Here is a 16,747-nt window from a genome sequence, read left to right on the forward strand (position 1 = left end):
TTATACTTTTCTTTTAAGTGGGCATCAGCAGTATTACTGAAAACGATTACTTGTTGTTACTGTAGTAATACATTTTAGGGTAGAAGCTATGAGAGTAGAATTAGTCACTAAAATTAAGCGCCAAGTAACGAAAATACTGTTTTTTTAAAGATCTGTGTTAATTGCTGAGCATGGGCAACCTTCAACTTACTTTGTAAATGTTGAATAATTTTCTGTTTGTGCTTTTCATTTATTGGACATTACGGTGCCACTCCCCCTTAAAACCCAGCCATACCAAGTCTTTCTCTTTCTCAAGGGTGAGTTGAATTATGCCTAAATCAAGAGCCAGCAAATCTGTATTTATGACACGCCTTGAAGGGGTTGTGGAAGCTTTCAGAAAGCGACTCATGGACATCAGTTGGTTTAGAAGGAGAATTCAGCATTGCTATACGGTGAATAGGACAGGTGAATTCACCGTATAGTCAAAACCTTAACGGCTAAGTTTTTGGTTTAAATAAACGAACAGTGGCTAATACAACGCTGTAAAGCATAGTAAATAACATTATGCCAACCGCTGTTTCATGCAGATTAGCAACACCCCATACATTCCCTGCAAGGTCTGTGATTACTTCGTCACTGTTAATCTGATGCAGGTAATGGCCGATGTAAGACAGTCCAATCAATAAATAGAAAATGACTGGTTGTAACCAGTATGACTTTTTCTCAGTATCGCCTGTCTCAATAATGATCTGACTATTTTTAGATAGATATATTGCAAAAATTTGCATGAATACATAACAGGTTAGATACCAACCAAGGAAGTTTACCAGTGGCACACCAAAGATACCGCCAGCATTTTCCCAAATCCAAATGCCATCAAATGTTGAAGTGAGAGGGTCTTGGACTAAGTCAAACTGACACATAATAAAGGCACTGACAGCAGGCAATGCAATCAGGTTGAATTTTTTATCCAGATGTTTGTCAGCGTGATCAAGAAGGATCGAACCAATTGTCCATGACATATATCCAACCGCAATATAAACAGGACCAACCAAAACAGGAACCTGATCAATATGCAATCCACCAAGGGTGTAATGATAATTACCAAAAGGGAAGCCTGTGCGAATGCTCATATCTTCCAGAATGGTGCTGATAATATAAGCGGTAGCGACAAATATGAATGTACCTTTCCAGCCATATCTTTTAGGCGCGTGCATTAATACGAGGATAGAACCAAGTAAAAATAACTGCCCTGTACTGTGCTCCATTTGACCACCAAAGACTATGATGGATATTAAATAGAGGCCTATCAAAAGCCATCTTGCGATATGTAACTTGTTTCCTGACGTTGATTTATTCATCTTAATTTCTCATATTTATAGGATCATATTGAATGATGTAAATTAACTTGGCTCATAACTTCGATTTACATCTATGGTTTAAATAGCCAATCCCTGCCATTACAAGTTTCTTAGTCATCTGGTCATACCTTCTTATATTGCGGCACCTGAGTACTGAATAGTGTGAAAAGGTAATCAATATGCTGTTCTATCATGGCGTGGGAAAATGGATTCTTACCAGAGAGTCGAGAGAACTCTGGTGCGAATGTAAAAATAGACGTGGCAGCGCCAATAAATAGGTAGCGTATGTGCAGGCTATCACCTTGCGGAATAAACCCTAATTTTTGAGCTTGTTTCAACACCCCTAGCTCGGTATCAGAACCAGAGCGAAGGAAGCGATCGACAAGCCAATTTAAACGCTCTTCGTCACCTTGGTTTGCCTGCATCATAAAACGAGAAAAATCAGGGAAGTTAACGCAGAATTCGATGAAATCTCGTATATAGATGCGAAGCATGTCTGTTGCCACTACGTCATTTAATGATTTATGACGGTTAAGAAATTCTTGGTTGTAGGTATTAAAAAACCACTCCGCGGTTGCCTTCCAAAGCTCATCTTTAGGACCAAAATGGTGAGGAATAAGAGTGTGATTTACGCCAGCCTTGGTGGCGATGGCTCGTGTCGACACCCCTTCAAACCCTGATTTGGCAAATTCTGAAAGCGCTGCATTCAGAATTTTCACTTTGGTTTCTTGAGCGCGCTGTTGTTCAGAACGCGTATTTGCCTTTTTGGTAACTGCTTTATTCATAACTGCCTCATATCATTCAACGCTATATTAAACAGTTGGTTAATATAGATCAATTAAATTTAACAGTTGGTTAATATTGGGTGTGAATCAATACTCTAGGACGAATTGTGGTCGCAGAATCGGCTCAATTTCTGGGTTTTGTCGGGTTTGTTAGGCAAGCAGCCTGTGCAAGGTAAATAAAGCAGTTAAGAATTCATGTCCTCAATAATGCGTGCTGTACGTATTATTTGAATTTGGAGATGTCTTTTCGATACTTCTTAGAGTTAGATCAAAACTATCGCTGATCACATTGGAAAGGTGTGCAGATTCCTAATACATTAATCCCATCATGGAATGAGAGGAAACTGATTGGTGGGTGGCTACACCTCGCTAAATTTCTTCTTACTTCCAAATAGTTGAAAAGCCATAAGAGATATACCAAGTTTTTTAGTAAAACGAATGGCGGTAAGCAAAGGAGGGAATTGAGATTATGAAAAAAACCAAGATTTTAAGTTTAGGTGCTTTAATGAGTATGGCAATGTTCTTGGGTGCCTGTGCTCAGTCAACGAATGAGATTAAGGGTCAGGGTGATGGTTCACCAGCTGATACACAAACGGTGACTATTAATGAGATTGAACTGACCGTTAATGCCAAGTATATATTTTATACGTGGGACCAACTGCCTTCCGATTTGACGATTGAAAGAAAACCAATTGTTGAATTTACCAATACCAATGGTGACACCCATTATTACGAATTAGTTTATATGCCCAATGGAACACTGAATTGGTATCAAGCAGCTTATTTAGCCGATGATGCTGGAGGTTATTTGGCATCCATAACTACACCAGAAGAAAATGCATTTTTGTTTAGCCTAGTTAACGACGAAAAATATTTCTGGAAATTTCCAAAATATGTTGAAGGCAAAAGCAAAGCCAATCATTACGAAATTATGATTGGGCCGATGTTGGGTGGGTTTAAACACGACGCATCTGTGGAGCCAACCGATGGCTGGCAATGGTTAAGTGGTGAAAAATGGGAATACACAAACTGGGCACAAAACTTAGACGATGGCATCATTGATAAAGATCCACGTAATAACACACAACCGAATAATTCTGGTGAACAACATAGTCAAAGAACGATTGGTTTTGGAGAACTAAATCAACCTGTACCAACATGGGGGGATTTTTCAGACGATGCCGGTACGTTTGGAATGGAGCGAACTGGTGGCAAAAGGTATGCTTTTATAATTGAATATAATAAAAAGCCAAATAACTAAATATATTTAAATGCTTTAACAAGTGACCTTATAAAATAATTGAGGGCTGCCTCTAATTATCCTCACTTCATAGCCTGCTGCATTCAGCGGGCTTTTTAATGTCTAATTTAAAGTATTGTAAATTGCGTTGTTTACCGAGGTTTGTTTACTAATATTACAAACAGACTTTCATTATTTTGAATGGTTTGGTGAGGGGGATTGCTACTTTTGGCTAAAGTAATATTGCCTTTCTTTATTCTGTAATAGGATATTTTAAAATGAAAAAACGAATCTTATTCGCCTTGTCGATTTTTATGACAATGAATGCGAGCGCGAGCAGTGAGGCTGCGCAAAGTGCCGACACACTGTTTACCAATGGGAAAATCTTAACCGTTGATGAGGATTTTAGCATTGTTCAAAGTTTGGCTATTCGTGATGGACGAATAGTGGCGGTGGGCAGCAACGAGGCGACTGAGCCGTTGATGGGGGCGCAAACAAAGCTCATAGACCTTAAGGGAAAAACGGTCATTCCTGGGCTGATCGATAACCACCTTCATTTTATTCGAGGCGTTTGGAACTTTCAGACAGAAGCTCGGCTCGACGGTATAGATTCACGAGCTGAGGCCATGAAGAAAATCCGTGACAAGGCAACGCAACTGGATGCAGGCAAGTGGATCACTGTCATGGGTGGCTGGAGCTACAATCAGTTTCTCGATGACAATAGCGGATTTAGCTTACAAGAGCTTGATGACATTGCCCCAGATAATCCACTTTTCTTGATGGTCGGCTATTCAGAAGGTTTTGCCAATAGCAAAGCGCTTGAACTGGCGAAAATGGACAATGGCGGTCAGGCTCAAGTCAAAGGGCGCGATACGGTTAGTAAGTTCATTAACCTTGTTAGCTGGCGAAATAAAAGCTCTGATGAGAGTGCGATCCGTACTTACATGAAAGAGCTTAACCGTGTTGGGTTGACGACCGTCTATGATGTTGGTCGACCTTCTGAAGGTGAACTGGCGCCACTTGAAGCCTTTGCGAAAAGCGCTGATATGCCATTGCGAGTTTTCCATACATTGCGTTACAACGCTCGTGATGCTGAATCCACAGCGAGTGCGTTAGAAATGATCGAATCGGATTCAGTGTTGCCTCGCTCAAACGATGAACAGTTTGGTTTGTTGGGGTTAGGAGAGCATATTTATTCACCTGTTACGGACAATCCACGCAACAGAAAACGTTGGCAGGAGGAAGTTTGGGGGCCGTTTTCACAGATTTCATTCGCCGCCGCTCGCAATGGTTGGCCAGTTCACGAACATGTAATGAGCCAAGTTATGGCAGTTCAATTTCTTGATCTTGTGGAAGATATCGCAGCTGAGGTGCCAGAGGTTAAGGATCTTCGTTGGACCTTCGCGCATGTTAATGGGATGAAAGACGAAGACATCGCTCGGGCGGCGGATCTTGGTATTGCCTTCGCTGTACATAACCAAGCTCGCATGAGTGTGAGTGTTCTCAATGCTCCTCGAATTGGCAGTATCGCAAAATCGGGTGCCTTATGGGGATTGGGATCGGATGCTGGCATTGTTGCACCGTATCAACCTTTTATAACACTTGAATGGGTTGTGACAGGAGACAACGTGGCGGCGAAGTCTGGTTGGAGTGAAGATCAGCGCGTCAGTCGAGAACAAGCCTTGATAGCACACACGAGAAACAATGCGGAATTGCTTTTTATGGAGCAACACATCGGCTCGCTTGAGGTGGGTAAATTGGCCGACTTAGTGGTGTTGGATAAGGATTATTTGACGGTTGAGGAAGATGAAATTGCCGACCTAATGCCGCTGCTCACCATGACAGGCGGTGAAGTCGTGTATTCACAAGGCCAGCTAGACTAAAAGCATTCAGACGTGTCTTGCCCTAAACTTTATTTGGGGCTAGGCGCTCTACTTAAAAATGAAAGTGTTTGCCCCTGAATGTATTACTAAGACACCTAAGGTGTTTCAACATCGGTGTCTTAGTAAACCTGCCGTATTATTTTATCCCAAGTCCTTTGAAAACGTAGTTAACCAGAAGGTCTTTGTTTTTAAAGTTAACAATCGGTTTCCATGTGACTGTGCCGAATAACGGTATTTGAGCAACACCTTTTTTCTGCCCAATTGGGATAAGTCCCATTTCCGGCATAGGTTTGTGCGCTTTGGTTTTCTTGCCCTGTTGTTTGGCGATGAGTGTCGCGGCCAGTTCTTTGCCTTGTGGTATTGCTGTCGCGGCGAGTTTCCAATCTTTCAAATCGGCCACATCACCGATAGCCCACAGAGAAGTTGTACCTGTCACTTGAAAGTGGTCGTCAACTTTAATAAAGCCTTGTTCGGTCAGTGTGTTACCAAGCTGTGGCTTCATAAAGTTTGAATTGACTTTGACACCAACCGCCATATAAGTGATGTCTGCTGTTATTTTATCGCCAGTATTCTTGTCGATATAAACACCGTCTTGTTCTTGATAAAAGCGGTTCAATTCAATATTCACACCGAGGGATTTTAATTGCTCTGTGGCTTTGCGTTGTGTTTTTTCTGAGTAACTAGGCAATATGGTTGCACCGGAATTGGCGAGTGTGACTTTCATGTTGGGATGGCTATAGGCAATATCGCCAGCGAGTTCGACACCTACAACACCGCCGCCAATAATCAGTGCTGATGTGGATTTGGCTAAAGCCTCTGATGCGTTTTTCATTTCTTCATTTCGTGCTTCCAAGGTGAATGCCTGGTTGGATTTCGCAACAGAAAAAGAAGGGTAGCTTGAGCCTGTCGCAATGACGGCTTGTTCAAACGAGAAGGTGTCGCCGTTTTCGAGTGTCGCTGTTGTTTCAGTTAATTCACTGATGCGGCCTTGGACAAAGTTACCAGTTAAAAAGTCGGTGTAGCGAATCCTTGGTGTATTTTGAACTTTTTCAAAATCAGCGATGTTACGCAGTACAGCCATAGTAACTTCAAAGTAGTCTTTGAGGTCGATTAAAGTGGTTGCTATGCCTGATTTTTCCAGTGTTTGTGCAACAGTAGCGCCGGCGAAGCCGCCACCAATGATAAGTGTATGTGTTGTGGTATTCATTCTAAGACCTCTTTTAAGTAATGAGCTTATTCTATACTGTGTTAAATTTGCAACAATGAGCAAAAATTGTATCTATGTGTGCGATTTTGATACAGAGACGCTATGGGAAATTGACGTATTATGAAGCATTGGAGTGAAGTGAGAACAGCCTACTTTGTGGCTCAAACTGGAAGTATCAGCGGCGCTGCGAAGGCGTTAGGCGTGCATCGAGCAACCATTCTTCGCCACTTAGATGTGATTGAGCAGGAGTTGGGTTCGAAGGTCTTTTTGCGTGACGCCAAAGGTTATCAGTTAACAGAGGTGGGTGAAGACTTATTGCGAGTCGCAAAGTTAACAGAAGAGCAATTTAGTGATTTTGCAACTCGTTCCAAGGGGCAACAAGGTGAGTTGCAGGGTGAGTTTATTTTAACTTCGTTAGAGTCGTTATCTGAACTCTTGATGCCTGCGGTAAAAATGTTTAGTCGCCAGCATCCCAAAATACGAATTCGTTGGTTAACCAGTTCGGAGTTGATGAAATTAGAATATGGTCAGGCTCATGTGGCGATTCGTTCTGGCCCAAAGCCACAAGACGATGATTACGTTGTTCTGCCTTTTACTCCTATAAGTTTCGGCTTGTATGCTAATGAAGATTATTTGCATGAACAGGGTACGCCGCATGATGAGCAAAGTTTAAAAAACCATAGGTTTGTATATATAGACAATGCGCCACAGCGTTTAGGGATTGTTAAATGGTTTAACGACGCCGTGCCACCTGAACAAGTGGTATGCACCAGTAATAACCGTGAGATATTAGAGCGCGCTATCCTTGATGGTATTGGTATCGGATTTATGCAATGCAACGCCTCATCACGCTTTGATAAATTAAAGCGCGTCTTGCCAGACATTCAGTGGGACTTTCCAAACTGGATTGTGACGCACGGAGATTTGCATCGCTCCGAAAAGATTCAGGCTTTCTTGAGAATCCTAAAGAGTGAGGAATATCAAGGAATAATAGTTGGGCTTAGGGGAAAATCTGAGTGAATTACTTTGTGAAGGCTTCGACCTTATAGGAAAGGCTGGTTCTTCCCAGACATTAAAAGGAGATAGACATGACTGATTTCTTGAAACACGATGCTATGCACCTGAAATTTCCGATGGAAAATCGGGAGACGGATTTTGAATGGTGGTATTTCGATGCTGAGTTGGATACGGGTGATCATGTTGTTGTGATGTGGTCCACTAATGATACTCGAGTATCACCACGACAGCCGACGGTTCGCCTAAATATTTACGCACCCGATGGACGAGAAATCAGTGAACTTGTTCGTTATTCAGAGGATCAAGTTAGTGTCTCTTATGAAAAATGCGATGCTCACATTGGTGATGATTTTTGTATTGACCAAGGTGATCATTTTGAGCTTAAGGCTTTATGCAATGGACACGGAATCCACTTGAAACTTTATAAAGACTTTCCTGCTTGGGTGGTTGGTAGAACACCTGAAGAAATAGCTCAGATTCCTATGGGTTGGACCATTGCTGTTCCGCAAGGACGTGTTGAAGGCACGCTTATCAAAGATGGGATCGAAACAGCAGTCAAAGGCAGCGGTTACCGTGATCACAACTGGGGTAAGGTTCCGGTATCCGCTGGGAAGCGGAATTGGTATTGGGGTAAGCTGCACACACCGGAATATTCCGTGGATTACTCGGTTATGATCCCGCGTGAAGGTGAGCCACAACTCAGTTGCCTTGTTTTCTCGAAGGATGGCGCTGTGATTGATCCTGTTTTTAATCGTGAAGGTTTGACAATGACAGGTTCGGTTGAAAATATGGTCTCTGCAAGTGAGAGCATACTTGGGCTGCCTTACGGAAAGACTCTTAAAATGAAAGCGTCTCAAGGGGATTTCGAGATTGAATTCCAAATTGATCAAGACCACCTTGTGATGGTTGAAAGGCCTTTAAAAGAGTGTGCACCTAATGGCGAGCCAGCTTATCGCTATATTGGCAATGAAACCATTCGGATTACCAAAGCCGGTAAAACGCAGGAGTTTAAAACAAAGGCCTTGCATGAGATTGTCTTCACTATACGCGAAGATGATCAGTATGATGGGTACGAAGGCTAATACAGCTAAGAGAACGGCATAGGTTGATTCTCCTCTTTAAGTATTTTTGAGGGGAATCAATTTCCTATTGAGATTTACATCGCTTCGAAAAGATTCAGGTCTATTAGAAACGATCTATTAGGTTGTTTTTCATTTGTTGAGCAACTTGGCTAAAGATCTCCAGATCTTCTTCTTTGATTCCCTCAATCATCCTACTTTCCATCTTATCTGATAAGGCTTTTAGCTTTCCTTGCAGGACTGCTCCTGTGGCGGTTAATTCCAGAAACTGACTGCGTTTATCGTTCGGATTAGGCTTTTTTGTAATCAATTCTTGATCAATAAGGTGGTTTACTAGGCGAGTGATTTGCGCCTTGTCTCGTTTGAATAATGCCGCAATATCCATTGCCGTTGAGCCGGGAATTTCACCAATGATTTTTAAAACCCGCACATGCATAGGGCTAATGCCCAGATTTTGGATGTCCAGCTGGTTATTGAGTTGTTGCTTAATGGCGTGAGCCAAATGAAATGTTGCTTCGATATTGATGGCTTTGAACATGATATAAACCTTTAGCTATATAGTTGACAATATCATCTAGTTTTATTATGGTTGCCATTATCAACTAATTATTAAGCCGATTCAAGATTTGAGGAGAAGTGCATGACAAATTCAACAGTGAAAACGGGTGCAGCGAAAAGGCCGCTTTATCAAAAAATTCTCGTTATTGCTTGTTTGGTGAGCGTTGTTGGCGGCTCACTGACGGGAATCATGACTTACATAAATGTGGGCTTCAGAGAGAGTTTCTTTATTGATTGGCTTTCATCGTTTGCCATTGCGGTTTTAGTCATGGCGCCTGCTGGTTTGTTGTTTATGACGATGATTAGTAAGTCCCTTGAGAAGCTCTTACCTAATGCTCATAACATGCTTCGCCAAGTATTAACTGGCATTGGTATGGCTTTCGTAATGGAGTCAATATTGGCCGTTAGCACCACAGCAAACTTAACTGGGTTTACCAATGCCGATGTTTTTATCAGTACATGGCAACAGGCTTTTCTTGCGGCTTTGCCTTTTGGCTTGTGTATTGGCTTAACGATGTCGCTGGTATTGAAGCCGAAGCTTGAGAAATTCATGGCCAGCTAAGTGAAAGTGCTTAATATGGTTAAATATTGAACAGATAGTCTTATTCTCCATTCAACTTTAACTTTATAGTGTTTAAATCTAAAAACTCCTTGTTTTTAGGTTTTTTATTCCTCGCTTTGTTTTTCTAATAGATCCGACTTATTTTTCATGCTAGATTCGCACCGCCGCGGTGCATCGCAGCATCTTGTTCTGTCTAATGTTTGGATGGAATGGTGTTTGAGTTGCCATTTCCGCTTGCGATAAATGACAGAATTTATCGATAAAAAATAACAACTAATAAAGCTCATCGAGCTAATTTATTCGAGGACTATCTATGCAAGAGTTCATTGATTTCTTAAATGGGATCATTTGGAGCCCAGCTCTAATCTATCTATGTCTAGGAGCAGGCCTGTTTTATTCGGTTTTGACTCGCTTCGCCCAAGTACGACACTTTAAAGAAATGTGTTCGCTGCTTTTTAAATCAAATGAGTCGGAAAAAGGGATTTCATCTTTCCAAGCATTAGCGGTTTCTTTATCTGGTCGTGTTGGCGTAGGTAACATCGCAGGTGTTGCGGCAGCAATTGGCTTTGGTGGCCCTGGCGCTGTTTTTTGGATGTGGGTTGTAGCATTTCTAGGCGCAAGTACGGCTTATGCTGAATCAACATTAGGTCAACTTTATAAAGTAAGCGATAACGGGCAATACCGTGGTGGCCCAGCTTATTACTTTGAGCGTTGCCTTGGCTTTCGCTGGTTAGGCGTTTTGTTTGCTCTTGCGTCTATCTTGGCTTGCGGTATTTTCCTTCCAGGCATTCAAGCAAACTCTGTTGGTAATGCGGTTGTACAAATTTTCGGTGAAGGTACGCTTGTTTCTAGCTCATTTGGTGAAGTCGGCTCCACTAAATTGGTTGCGTTGGCGATCATCTTGGTTGTATTAGCCTTCATCATTTTTGGTGGTATTAAGCGTATCGCTAACTTCACTCAAGTTGTCGTGCCTTTTATGGCATTAAGCTACATTGTGATGGCTTTGATCGTTGTCTTTCTGAACATTGACAAAGTTCCTGGCATCTTTGGTTTGATCATCTCGGATGCTTTCACAGCGCAAGCGGGCTTTGGTGCTGCAATCGGTTGGGGTGTGAAGCGTGGTGTTTATTCAAATGAAGCAGGTCAGGGAACTGGTCCTCATGCCGCTGCTGCCGCAGAAGTTCAGCATCCTGCTCAGCAAGGTTTGGTTCAAGCTTTTTCTGTTTACGTTGATACCTTGTTTATTTGTACGGCAACTGCGTTGATGATCTTGATCACTCAGCAATACAACGTACAAGGCGCATTGGCTGACGGTCAGTTCATTGTACAAAACGTTGATCCATCAACCATTATCTCTTCGCCTGCCTTTACACAAATGGCATTAGCAAGCGTCTTTGGAAGTGTTGGTCCTATCTTTGTTGGGGTTGCGCTTTTCTTTTTCGCGTTTACGACGATTTTGGCTTATTACTACATCGCAGAAACTAACGTAGCTTACTTGCGTAAAGCGCTAAAAGTGAACATTTCACTGACAATTGTTAAGTTGCTGATCATGTTTATGGTGGCTTACGGTACAGTGAATACGGCTGGTTACATTTGGAACTTAGGCGATGTTGGTGTTGGTCTTATGGCTTGGCTGAACATTGTTGGTATTCTTGCGATTTTCTTTATGGCAAAACCAACCATGAAAGCGCTAAAAGATTATGAAGATCAAAAAGCCTCTGGCGTGACGGATTACACTTTCAACCCTAAAGCGCTTGGCATTAAAGGTGCGGAGTTTTGGGAAAAGCGTTATGACGAACAACAAGCTAAGAAAGCAGACACAAAATAGTGTGTGCCGTAGCTATTCAAGCTGATTGAAACCAGATAATCAGCATGAAAAAAGAGTCAGCTCGTGAAAACGGCTGGCTCTTTTTTTGTTTTTAGCTTCCTAAAATAGACAAACAAGATGGAAATGATTACCTCTGCCGACACAAGAGTAATATTCAGATGTATTAATTTGTCTTCGGTATGTATTCTGTCTAATCAACTATTAGACAATGTTTGGGTACAAGGTATGAAAGATCCATTAGGTAAGCCTGTTCTACAAGGCTATGTATTTGCCTTAATTGCTGTATTTATTTGGACGGGCTTTATTTTGATTTCTCGTGCTGGGTCTCTCGCGTCCTTGTCTTTATACGACATGATGATGGTGCGCTTTGGTACGGCATTCGTGCTGTTTAGTCCAGCGATATGGATCAATAGAAAAGCCATATTTCAGTGGAAGATGATGGTGCTTGGCTGCATTGGCGGTTTGGCGTATTCGCTGTCTGCTTTTCTTGGTTTTCAATATGCGCCAGCCACTCATGGCGCTTTGTTATTGCCGGGTCTCATGCCTATTATGATTGCAGTTTTGGCTTATTTTTTAGCGGGAGAAAGGCAATCTCGTTTTGCTTGGATGGGAATTGGCGTGAGTAGCTTCGGGATATTGATCTTGCTGCTAGAGACCATCTTTTCTGGCGTGTCTTATGTTATTGGTGATTTTAGCTTTATTTCAGCCTGCTTTTTCTGGGGCATTTTTACGGTTCTTTTAAGACGCTGGAAGTTTGTTCCTTGGCATGTGACATTGGGTGTGATTACCTTCACGACGCTTATTTTCACACCTTATTATTTGACCTTGATTCCTGATGTTTTACAGGGCGTTTCTTATGGCATGATTGGCTTACAAGCTTTCTATCAAGGAGTCATTGCGGTTGCTGTGCAGTTTGTTTGTTATGGCAAAGCCGTTCACATACTAGGTGCAACGAAAATGGGCGCTTTGATGGCCTTGGTTCCTTTGCTGGCCAGTGTGATGGCGGTACCTTTGTTTGGCGAGCCTGTCACGGTTGGTTTGTTGGTCGCGTTGGTGTGTATCATTCTTGGAACCATGATAGGAACTTTTCTTCCTGTCAAAGCGCCTATGTTAAAGCGTCGAGATACATAAGGTTTTTTAGTTTTTTGCGATCGAATATGGACACAGCGAGTGAGTTATTAAAGGATGAAGTTATGAGTGAACCGAAAGAAGTGGCTTTGCCAGAGCAGAGTAAAATACAAGCCATTGCCAGTGGGGCGAGTTTTTACGATGCTTGGGAAATGCCAACGATCAATCCAGATTTGGCGCCATTGGAGCAATTTCTTCGAGTGATGAAACAGACACCTAAATGGTTTGATCGATTGATGGTTTTGAGGAATCGTGTTGTTAGCTTGTTTGGGCTTAAGGATTTAGGCGCGTTCTCAGAAATGGATGAGAGCAAACCAAGCTCAGATTATAAAACGGGTGATCGAGTTGGCATTTTCACGCTCATTGAGAATGACCAAAATGAGGTGTTGCTCGGAGACGATGACAACCATCTTCGCGTTGTTTTATCCATTCATAAAAAGACAGACGCTTCTACAGGTTCAACCTTTATAACGGTTTCTACTGTTGTTCATGTGAAAAACTGGTTGGGCAAGCTTTATATGATTCCAGTAGCGCCAGCCCATAAAATCATAGCGAAAAGAATGACGAAATCCATTGGTATCTAGCTTGTCTCATTTGGCTTTTTGAGACACTTTTCCCACATGAATTAAGCTTGTGAGTTTAATGAGTGGCTTGATGATCAGTTGAGCACTTCCCACAATAAACAGCCAAGTTCCGCTTTCAACTAGGGAATCGTTCAAGAAAAAGAAGCTGCCAATTAAGAACCAAACCGCGATAAGTAAATCATTTAAGGCGCCGAGTGCTTCGTATCGTCGCTGTATGACAATATGCTCGCTGCCAATATCTAAATCCAATTCAACCCCTTGCTTCATTGTTTTCTCCTTTTGAGTGCTTTTGTATTCTCGCACTTGATACTAGAGGGCTTAGTGGCTTTTCTCTAGGGTATAAAAAGTAAGGAAAGTGAATGATGCAGTGAGCAGTAAGGGATTGTTCTGGTTTTTACGAATTATTATCATTGTTTTTTTGAAAGTATAAACATAGGGGAAACTCATGTTGGGGCGTCTAAAAGCATGTATTTATGGAGTGGTATTGTTTATGTCTGGGTGTGACTATATTCCCCATTCTGCTGAATGGGCGTTGGATAAGCAAGAGACAGAGCAATGGATGAGCACGGCAGAAGACTTTTCGACTGCGATTGATAGAGCGTTTCAGACTCATCAAGTTGTGATGCTGGGCGACTACCATTGGAATGAAAAAGTCATATCGGACTATGTTCGTTTATTGGAGCAGCCCGGCTTTCTGGATGAGGTAAAGCATCTAGTGGTTGAGTTTGGCAACAGTCGCTATCAAAAATCGCTAGACGATTACTTAAACGGTCATTCAGATGATGCCAGTATTCTGGATAGAGTGCGTCGTGATGCTTTGTTTTTCACCGCTTGGATGCCTGATATCTATGTCGATTTTTTTATGGCGGTAAGGCGCTATAACTTGTCTGTTGCGGATTATCAGCGAGTAAGAGTTTGGTTGGCTGAAGCGCCTTTTTATTGGGAAGAGGTTTCTGAAGCATCTGACTGGAAAAGCGCCGCTGACAATAAAACCGCAGGCTTTTTAAACGTCGCTCACGATGCGATGGAGTTGAATGAAAAAGTGCTCATGGTATTTGGCGCTTTTCATCTGTTGGATGTTTCTAATGCGCCAGAAGGTGTGTCATTACCTTTAGGTACGTTATTGAAACATGCGTATCCTGAACAAATTTTTACAGTATGGCCGATCACTGAATCAATACCGAATGCGGCCTTATCTTCATTGAAAGAGCCTTCTTTATTACTGACGAGCCAACCTGAAGCGAAGAAGCTTTCTTTCCTTGATGTCTTACCAAAGGCGAAAGTGCGTTTAGGCGCTTATGGGTATCAAGACAGCAGTGTCGATGAGCTAATTGATGGATTGCTTTATATTGGCGAGAGCGAACTTAGTACAAAACTGCCAAACTCAGTGATGCAAGACGAGGAGTGGTTGAAAGAAATGGAAGCACGCTTGACGATTATCGGTGGTCGACCTTTGTCAGCCTTTAAAGAAATGTTATCTAATAGCCAACCCTAATCTAGAGTTTATAAATAAGAGAACAGACGTATGACCTATGATGAGTTCAATCAATTTTGTGGCTCTTTGCCGGTGACAACCCACGTTGTGCAATGGGGAAATTCTCAAGTGTGGAAGGTTGGCGGTAAGTTGTTTGCTGTGGGTGGTTGGAATAAGGATGGTGGGCCTGCGTTTACCTTTAAAACGTCTGATTTGAATTATGAGTTTTTACGCAATAAAGAGGGTTACAGGCCTGCGCCTTATCTTGCGTCTCGTGGTATGAAATGGATTCAGCAGTTTGAAGGGACAAAAGATTTAGATGAAGAACTAAAGTATTACATTGAAGAATCTTATCGTATTGTGTCTTTGGGTTTAACGAAAAAGAAACAAAAGGAATTGGGTCTGAATCAAGGCTAGAGACGTAGAAAATATGATTTAAGCTTTGTGAATCGAGTAACCATGAGACGAAAAAATGCCCTATTAAGCACAGCCTAATAGGGCATTTTTATGAGTTAGTAATAACTAAAAACTAGCTTGTTTTTTTGTTGTATACAGACTCATCTAATTCACCTTCGCTTTTAGCAACCAAGGTAGAAACCATCAAGTCACCACAAACGTTAACGCTTGTACGAGCCATATCAAGAATACGGTCGATACCAGCAACAATCGCTAGACCTTCCATTGGCAAGCCAACAGTTGTTAGAACCAATGACAACATGATTAAGCCAGCACCAGGAACGCCCGCAGTACCGATAGACGCTAGTGTTGAAGTCGCAATGATAAGCATGTAGTCAGACATAGAAAGATCAATGCCGAATGCTTGAGCGATGAAGATTGCACACACACCTTGGTAAAGCGCTGTACCGTCCATGTTGATTGTCGCACCAAGTGGCAATACAAAGCTTGAAATGCCTTTAGAAACACCCAGTTCTTCGCGTGCTGCTTTGATAGTGCTAGGAAGCGTGCCAGAACTACTTGTTGTCGTGAAAGCAACAGAAGCAGGAGCGATTAAGCCTTTCAAGTAGCCTACAGGGCTAAGGCGAGCAACTGTGCTGATCAAACCACAATGCACAACAAGAACGTGGATGATGCAACCGATGTAAACCGCAGCAACCACTTTGATTAGAGGCATTAGGATGTCTAAACCGTATTTTCCTGTTACCCAAGCCATTAAGCCGAAGATACCGTATGGCGCTAACTTCATAACAAGTTCAGTTAGTTTGTACATTGCTTCAGCTAGGCTTTCGAATACAGCGATAGCAGGTTTTGCTTTTTCGCCACAAAGAGTTAAAGCAACACCTAGACCAAGAGCAAATACGATGATTTGTAGAATGTTACCAGACGCTAGTGCGTTGATTGGGTTTTGAGGAATCAAAGCCAAAAGTGTTTGGATAAGAGTCGGGGCTTCTTTTGCAACAGGTGCTGCTGCGCCCGCTGTCATGTTGATGCCTTCACCTGGAGCCATGAAAATGCCTAAACCAAGACCGATGCTGATTGCAACGGCTGTTGTGCCTAGGTAAAGGACAACAGATTTAAGACCAATACGACCCATTTTACGAGTGTCTTCCATCGAAGTAACACCCACAACCAAAGAACAGAAGACCAAAGGAACGATCAACATTTTGATTGTGTTAATGAACAAAGTACCGATTGGTTTTAAAAGTTCTGCGTTTGGTCCCATGATCGAACCTGCGATCACACCTAGCACCATACCAATTAAGATTTTTTTCCAGAGCGGCATGCCCTTCCAGAATCCAGGGGTGGTTTGTTCTGCTGTACTCATAGTTATTTCCTTTGCGATAGTTATGATTAGGGATCTTTTTTTAGGGTCCCATTAATAGTGATTCGGTATTGAGAATCTGCTCGACCAGCCTTGTTGTTAAAATGAAGCACTCAGCTCATTTAATGAGTCTTATCGGTGTCTGCATACTTCTTCCATATATTGATACATAGCAACAGCAGTGCCAGTTTATTTGAAAAGATATAAGCTATTGAAATATATGAATTTATTTTTAATTTTTAGGGTTTTGCGAGGATCTTAAAGGGTATAACAAAAGGAATA

Annotated in this window: 16 protein-coding genes; 10 read left to right on the forward strand and 6 right to left on the reverse strand. The window is 42.1% G+C overall.

Features of this window, described 5'->3' with window-relative positions; genetic code table 11:
• Positions 1 to 476 precede the first annotated feature (476 nt).
• Positions 477 to 1,340 carry a carotenoid biosynthesis protein gene (locus ACMUMQ_RS13290; protein WP_414682467.1) on the reverse strand — a complete coding sequence of 288 codons (864 nt, stop codon included), beginning with the start codon at positions 1,338 to 1,340 and terminating at the stop codon, positions 477 to 479.
• 122 nt (positions 1,341 to 1,462) lie between these two features.
• Positions 1,463 to 2,125 carry a TetR/AcrR family transcriptional regulator gene (locus ACMUMQ_RS13295; RefSeq protein ID WP_414682468.1) on the reverse strand — a complete coding sequence of 221 codons (663 nt, stop codon included), beginning with the start codon at positions 2,123 to 2,125 and terminating at the stop codon, positions 1,463 to 1,465.
• 469 nt (positions 2,126 to 2,594) lie between these two features.
• Here ACMUMQ_RS13295 and ACMUMQ_RS13300 point away from each other — a divergent pair, with 469 nt between their 5' ends.
• Both ACMUMQ_RS13300 and ACMUMQ_RS13305 read left to right on the forward strand, forming a co-directional pair.
• Positions 2,595 to 3,386, forward strand: a complete 792-nt coding sequence (locus ACMUMQ_RS13300; protein ID WP_414682469.1) for a C-type lectin-like domain-containing protein — start codon at positions 2,595 to 2,597, stop codon at positions 3,384 to 3,386.
• A 257-nt stretch (positions 3,387 to 3,643) separates the two neighbouring features.
• Positions 3,644 to 5,248 carry an amidohydrolase gene (locus tag ACMUMQ_RS13305; RefSeq protein WP_414682470.1) on the forward strand — a complete coding sequence of 535 codons (1,605 nt, stop codon included), beginning with the start codon at positions 3,644 to 3,646 and terminating at the stop codon, positions 5,246 to 5,248.
• A gap of 136 nt (positions 5,249 to 5,384) precedes the next feature.
• Here ACMUMQ_RS13305 and ACMUMQ_RS13310 read toward each other — a convergent pair whose 3' ends face one another.
• The gene (locus ACMUMQ_RS13310) at positions 5,385 to 6,455 is read right to left on the reverse strand and encodes an NAD(P)/FAD-dependent oxidoreductase (protein WP_414682471.1); all 1,071 of its coding nucleotides are present in this window, start codon (positions 6,453 to 6,455) and stop codon (positions 5,385 to 5,387) included.
• Between the two features lie 120 nt (positions 6,456 to 6,575).
• Here ACMUMQ_RS13310 and ACMUMQ_RS13315 point away from each other — a divergent pair, with 120 nt between their 5' ends.
• Together ACMUMQ_RS13315 and ACMUMQ_RS13320 are read left to right on the forward strand one after the other, a co-directional pair.
• The gene (locus ACMUMQ_RS13315) at positions 6,576 to 7,475 is read left to right on the forward strand and encodes a LysR family transcriptional regulator (RefSeq protein WP_414682472.1); all 900 of its coding nucleotides are present in this window, start codon (positions 6,576 to 6,578) and stop codon (positions 7,473 to 7,475) included.
• 68 nt (positions 7,476 to 7,543) lie between these two features.
• Entirely contained in the window at positions 7,544 to 8,554 is a 1,011-nt protein-coding gene (locus ACMUMQ_RS13320; RefSeq protein WP_414682473.1) for a hypothetical protein, read from the forward strand.
• Between the two features lie 103 nt (positions 8,555 to 8,657).
• Here the strand turns inward: ACMUMQ_RS13320 and ACMUMQ_RS13325 are convergent, their stop codons facing one another.
• Complete coding sequence (locus ACMUMQ_RS13325) at positions 8,658 to 9,089, reverse strand: MarR family winged helix-turn-helix transcriptional regulator (protein ID WP_414682474.1); 432 nt, start codon at positions 9,087 to 9,089, stop codon at positions 8,658 to 8,660.
• A 102-nt stretch (positions 9,090 to 9,191) separates the two neighbouring features.
• On the opposite strand from ACMUMQ_RS13325, the gene ACMUMQ_RS13330 reads away from it, so the two are divergent.
• The 4 genes from ACMUMQ_RS13330 to ACMUMQ_RS13345 all read left to right on the forward strand — a co-directional run bounded on the left by ACMUMQ_RS13330 (position 9,192) and on the right by ACMUMQ_RS13345 (position 13,211).
• Positions 9,192 to 9,671 (forward strand): DUF2798 domain-containing protein, encoded by a 480-nt coding sequence (locus ACMUMQ_RS13330; RefSeq protein ID WP_414682475.1) that lies wholly within the window; start codon positions 9,192 to 9,194, stop codon positions 9,669 to 9,671.
• 313 nt (positions 9,672 to 9,984) lie between these two features.
• Positions 9,985 to 11,499 carry an alanine/glycine:cation symporter family protein gene (locus tag ACMUMQ_RS13335; RefSeq protein ID WP_414682476.1) on the forward strand — a complete coding sequence of 505 codons (1,515 nt, stop codon included), beginning with the start codon at positions 9,985 to 9,987 and terminating at the stop codon, positions 11,497 to 11,499.
• A 225-nt stretch (positions 11,500 to 11,724) separates the two neighbouring features.
• The gene (locus ACMUMQ_RS13340) at positions 11,725 to 12,630 is read left to right on the forward strand and encodes a DMT family transporter (protein WP_414682477.1); all 906 of its coding nucleotides are present in this window, start codon (positions 11,725 to 11,727) and stop codon (positions 12,628 to 12,630) included.
• Between the two features lie 62 nt (positions 12,631 to 12,692).
• On the forward strand, positions 12,693 to 13,211 hold the full coding sequence (locus tag ACMUMQ_RS13345) for a DUF2867 domain-containing protein (protein WP_414682478.1): 519 nt from the start codon (positions 12,693 to 12,695) through the stop codon (positions 13,209 to 13,211).
• Positions 13,212 to 13,217: 6 nt separating this feature from the next.
• Here ACMUMQ_RS13345 and ACMUMQ_RS13350 read toward each other — a convergent pair whose 3' ends face one another.
• On the reverse strand, positions 13,218 to 13,478 hold the full coding sequence (locus tag ACMUMQ_RS13350) for a YrhK family protein (protein WP_414682479.1): 261 nt from the start codon (positions 13,476 to 13,478) through the stop codon (positions 13,218 to 13,220).
• A 178-nt stretch (positions 13,479 to 13,656) separates the two neighbouring features.
• On the opposite strand from ACMUMQ_RS13350, the gene ACMUMQ_RS13355 reads away from it, so the two are divergent.
• Entirely contained in the window at positions 13,657 to 14,706 is a 1,050-nt protein-coding gene (locus tag ACMUMQ_RS13355) for a hypothetical protein (RefSeq protein WP_414682480.1), read from the forward strand.
• Positions 14,707 to 14,736: 30 nt separating this feature from the next.
• On the forward strand, positions 14,737 to 15,102 hold the full coding sequence (locus tag ACMUMQ_RS13360; protein WP_414682481.1) for an MmcQ/YjbR family DNA-binding protein: 366 nt from the start codon (positions 14,737 to 14,739) through the stop codon (positions 15,100 to 15,102).
• A gap of 112 nt (positions 15,103 to 15,214) precedes the next feature.
• On the opposite strand, the gene ACMUMQ_RS13365 is transcribed toward ACMUMQ_RS13360, so the two are convergent.
• Positions 15,215 to 16,468, reverse strand: a complete 1,254-nt coding sequence (locus ACMUMQ_RS13365) for a dicarboxylate/amino acid:cation symporter (RefSeq protein ID WP_414682482.1) — start codon at positions 16,466 to 16,468, stop codon at positions 15,215 to 15,217.
• Positions 16,469 to 16,747 lie beyond the last annotated feature (279 nt).

Source organism: Marinomonas algae, from assembly GCF_047525555.1.
Classification (GTDB): Bacteria; Pseudomonadota; Gammaproteobacteria; order Pseudomonadales; family Marinomonadaceae; genus Marinomonas.

Excerpts from the sequence above, each read along its gene's own strand:
- ACMUMQ_RS13290 (WP_414682467.1), bottom strand. The coding sequence starts at position 1,340 with ATGAATAAATCAACGTCAGGAAACAAGTTACATATCGCAAGATGGCTT.
- ACMUMQ_RS13295 (WP_414682468.1), bottom strand. The coding sequence starts at position 2,125 with ATGAATAAAGCAGTTACCAAAAAGGCAAATACGCGTTCTGAACAACAG.
- ACMUMQ_RS13300 (WP_414682469.1), top strand. The coding sequence starts at position 2,595 with ATGAAAAAAACCAAGATTTTAAGTTTAGGTGCTTTAATGAGTATGGCA.
- ACMUMQ_RS13305 (WP_414682470.1), top strand. The coding sequence starts at position 3,644 with ATGAAAAAACGAATCTTATTCGCCTTGTCGATTTTTATGACAATGAAT.
- ACMUMQ_RS13310 (WP_414682471.1), bottom strand. The coding sequence starts at position 6,455 with ATGAATACCACAACACATACACTTATCATTGGTGGCGGCTTCGCCGGC.
- ACMUMQ_RS13315 (WP_414682472.1), top strand. The coding sequence starts at position 6,576 with ATGAAGCATTGGAGTGAAGTGAGAACAGCCTACTTTGTGGCTCAAACT.
- ACMUMQ_RS13320 (WP_414682473.1), top strand. The coding sequence starts at position 7,544 with ATGACTGATTTCTTGAAACACGATGCTATGCACCTGAAATTTCCGATG.
- ACMUMQ_RS13325 (WP_414682474.1), bottom strand. The coding sequence starts at position 9,089 with ATGTTCAAAGCCATCAATATCGAAGCAACATTTCATTTGGCTCACGCC.
- ACMUMQ_RS13330 (WP_414682475.1), top strand. The coding sequence starts at position 9,192 with ATGACAAATTCAACAGTGAAAACGGGTGCAGCGAAAAGGCCGCTTTAT.
- ACMUMQ_RS13335 (WP_414682476.1), top strand. The coding sequence starts at position 9,985 with ATGCAAGAGTTCATTGATTTCTTAAATGGGATCATTTGGAGCCCAGCT.
- ACMUMQ_RS13340 (WP_414682477.1), top strand. The coding sequence starts at position 11,725 with ATGAAAGATCCATTAGGTAAGCCTGTTCTACAAGGCTATGTATTTGCC.
- ACMUMQ_RS13345 (WP_414682478.1), top strand. The coding sequence starts at position 12,693 with ATGAGTGAACCGAAAGAAGTGGCTTTGCCAGAGCAGAGTAAAATACAA.
- ACMUMQ_RS13350 (WP_414682479.1), bottom strand. The coding sequence starts at position 13,478 with ATGAAGCAAGGGGTTGAATTGGATTTAGATATTGGCAGCGAGCATATT.
- ACMUMQ_RS13355 (WP_414682480.1), top strand. The coding sequence starts at position 13,657 with ATGTTGGGGCGTCTAAAAGCATGTATTTATGGAGTGGTATTGTTTATG.
- ACMUMQ_RS13360 (WP_414682481.1), top strand. The coding sequence starts at position 14,737 with ATGACCTATGATGAGTTCAATCAATTTTGTGGCTCTTTGCCGGTGACA.
- ACMUMQ_RS13365 (WP_414682482.1), bottom strand. The coding sequence starts at position 16,468 with ATGAGTACAGCAGAACAAACCACCCCTGGATTCTGGAAGGGCATGCCG.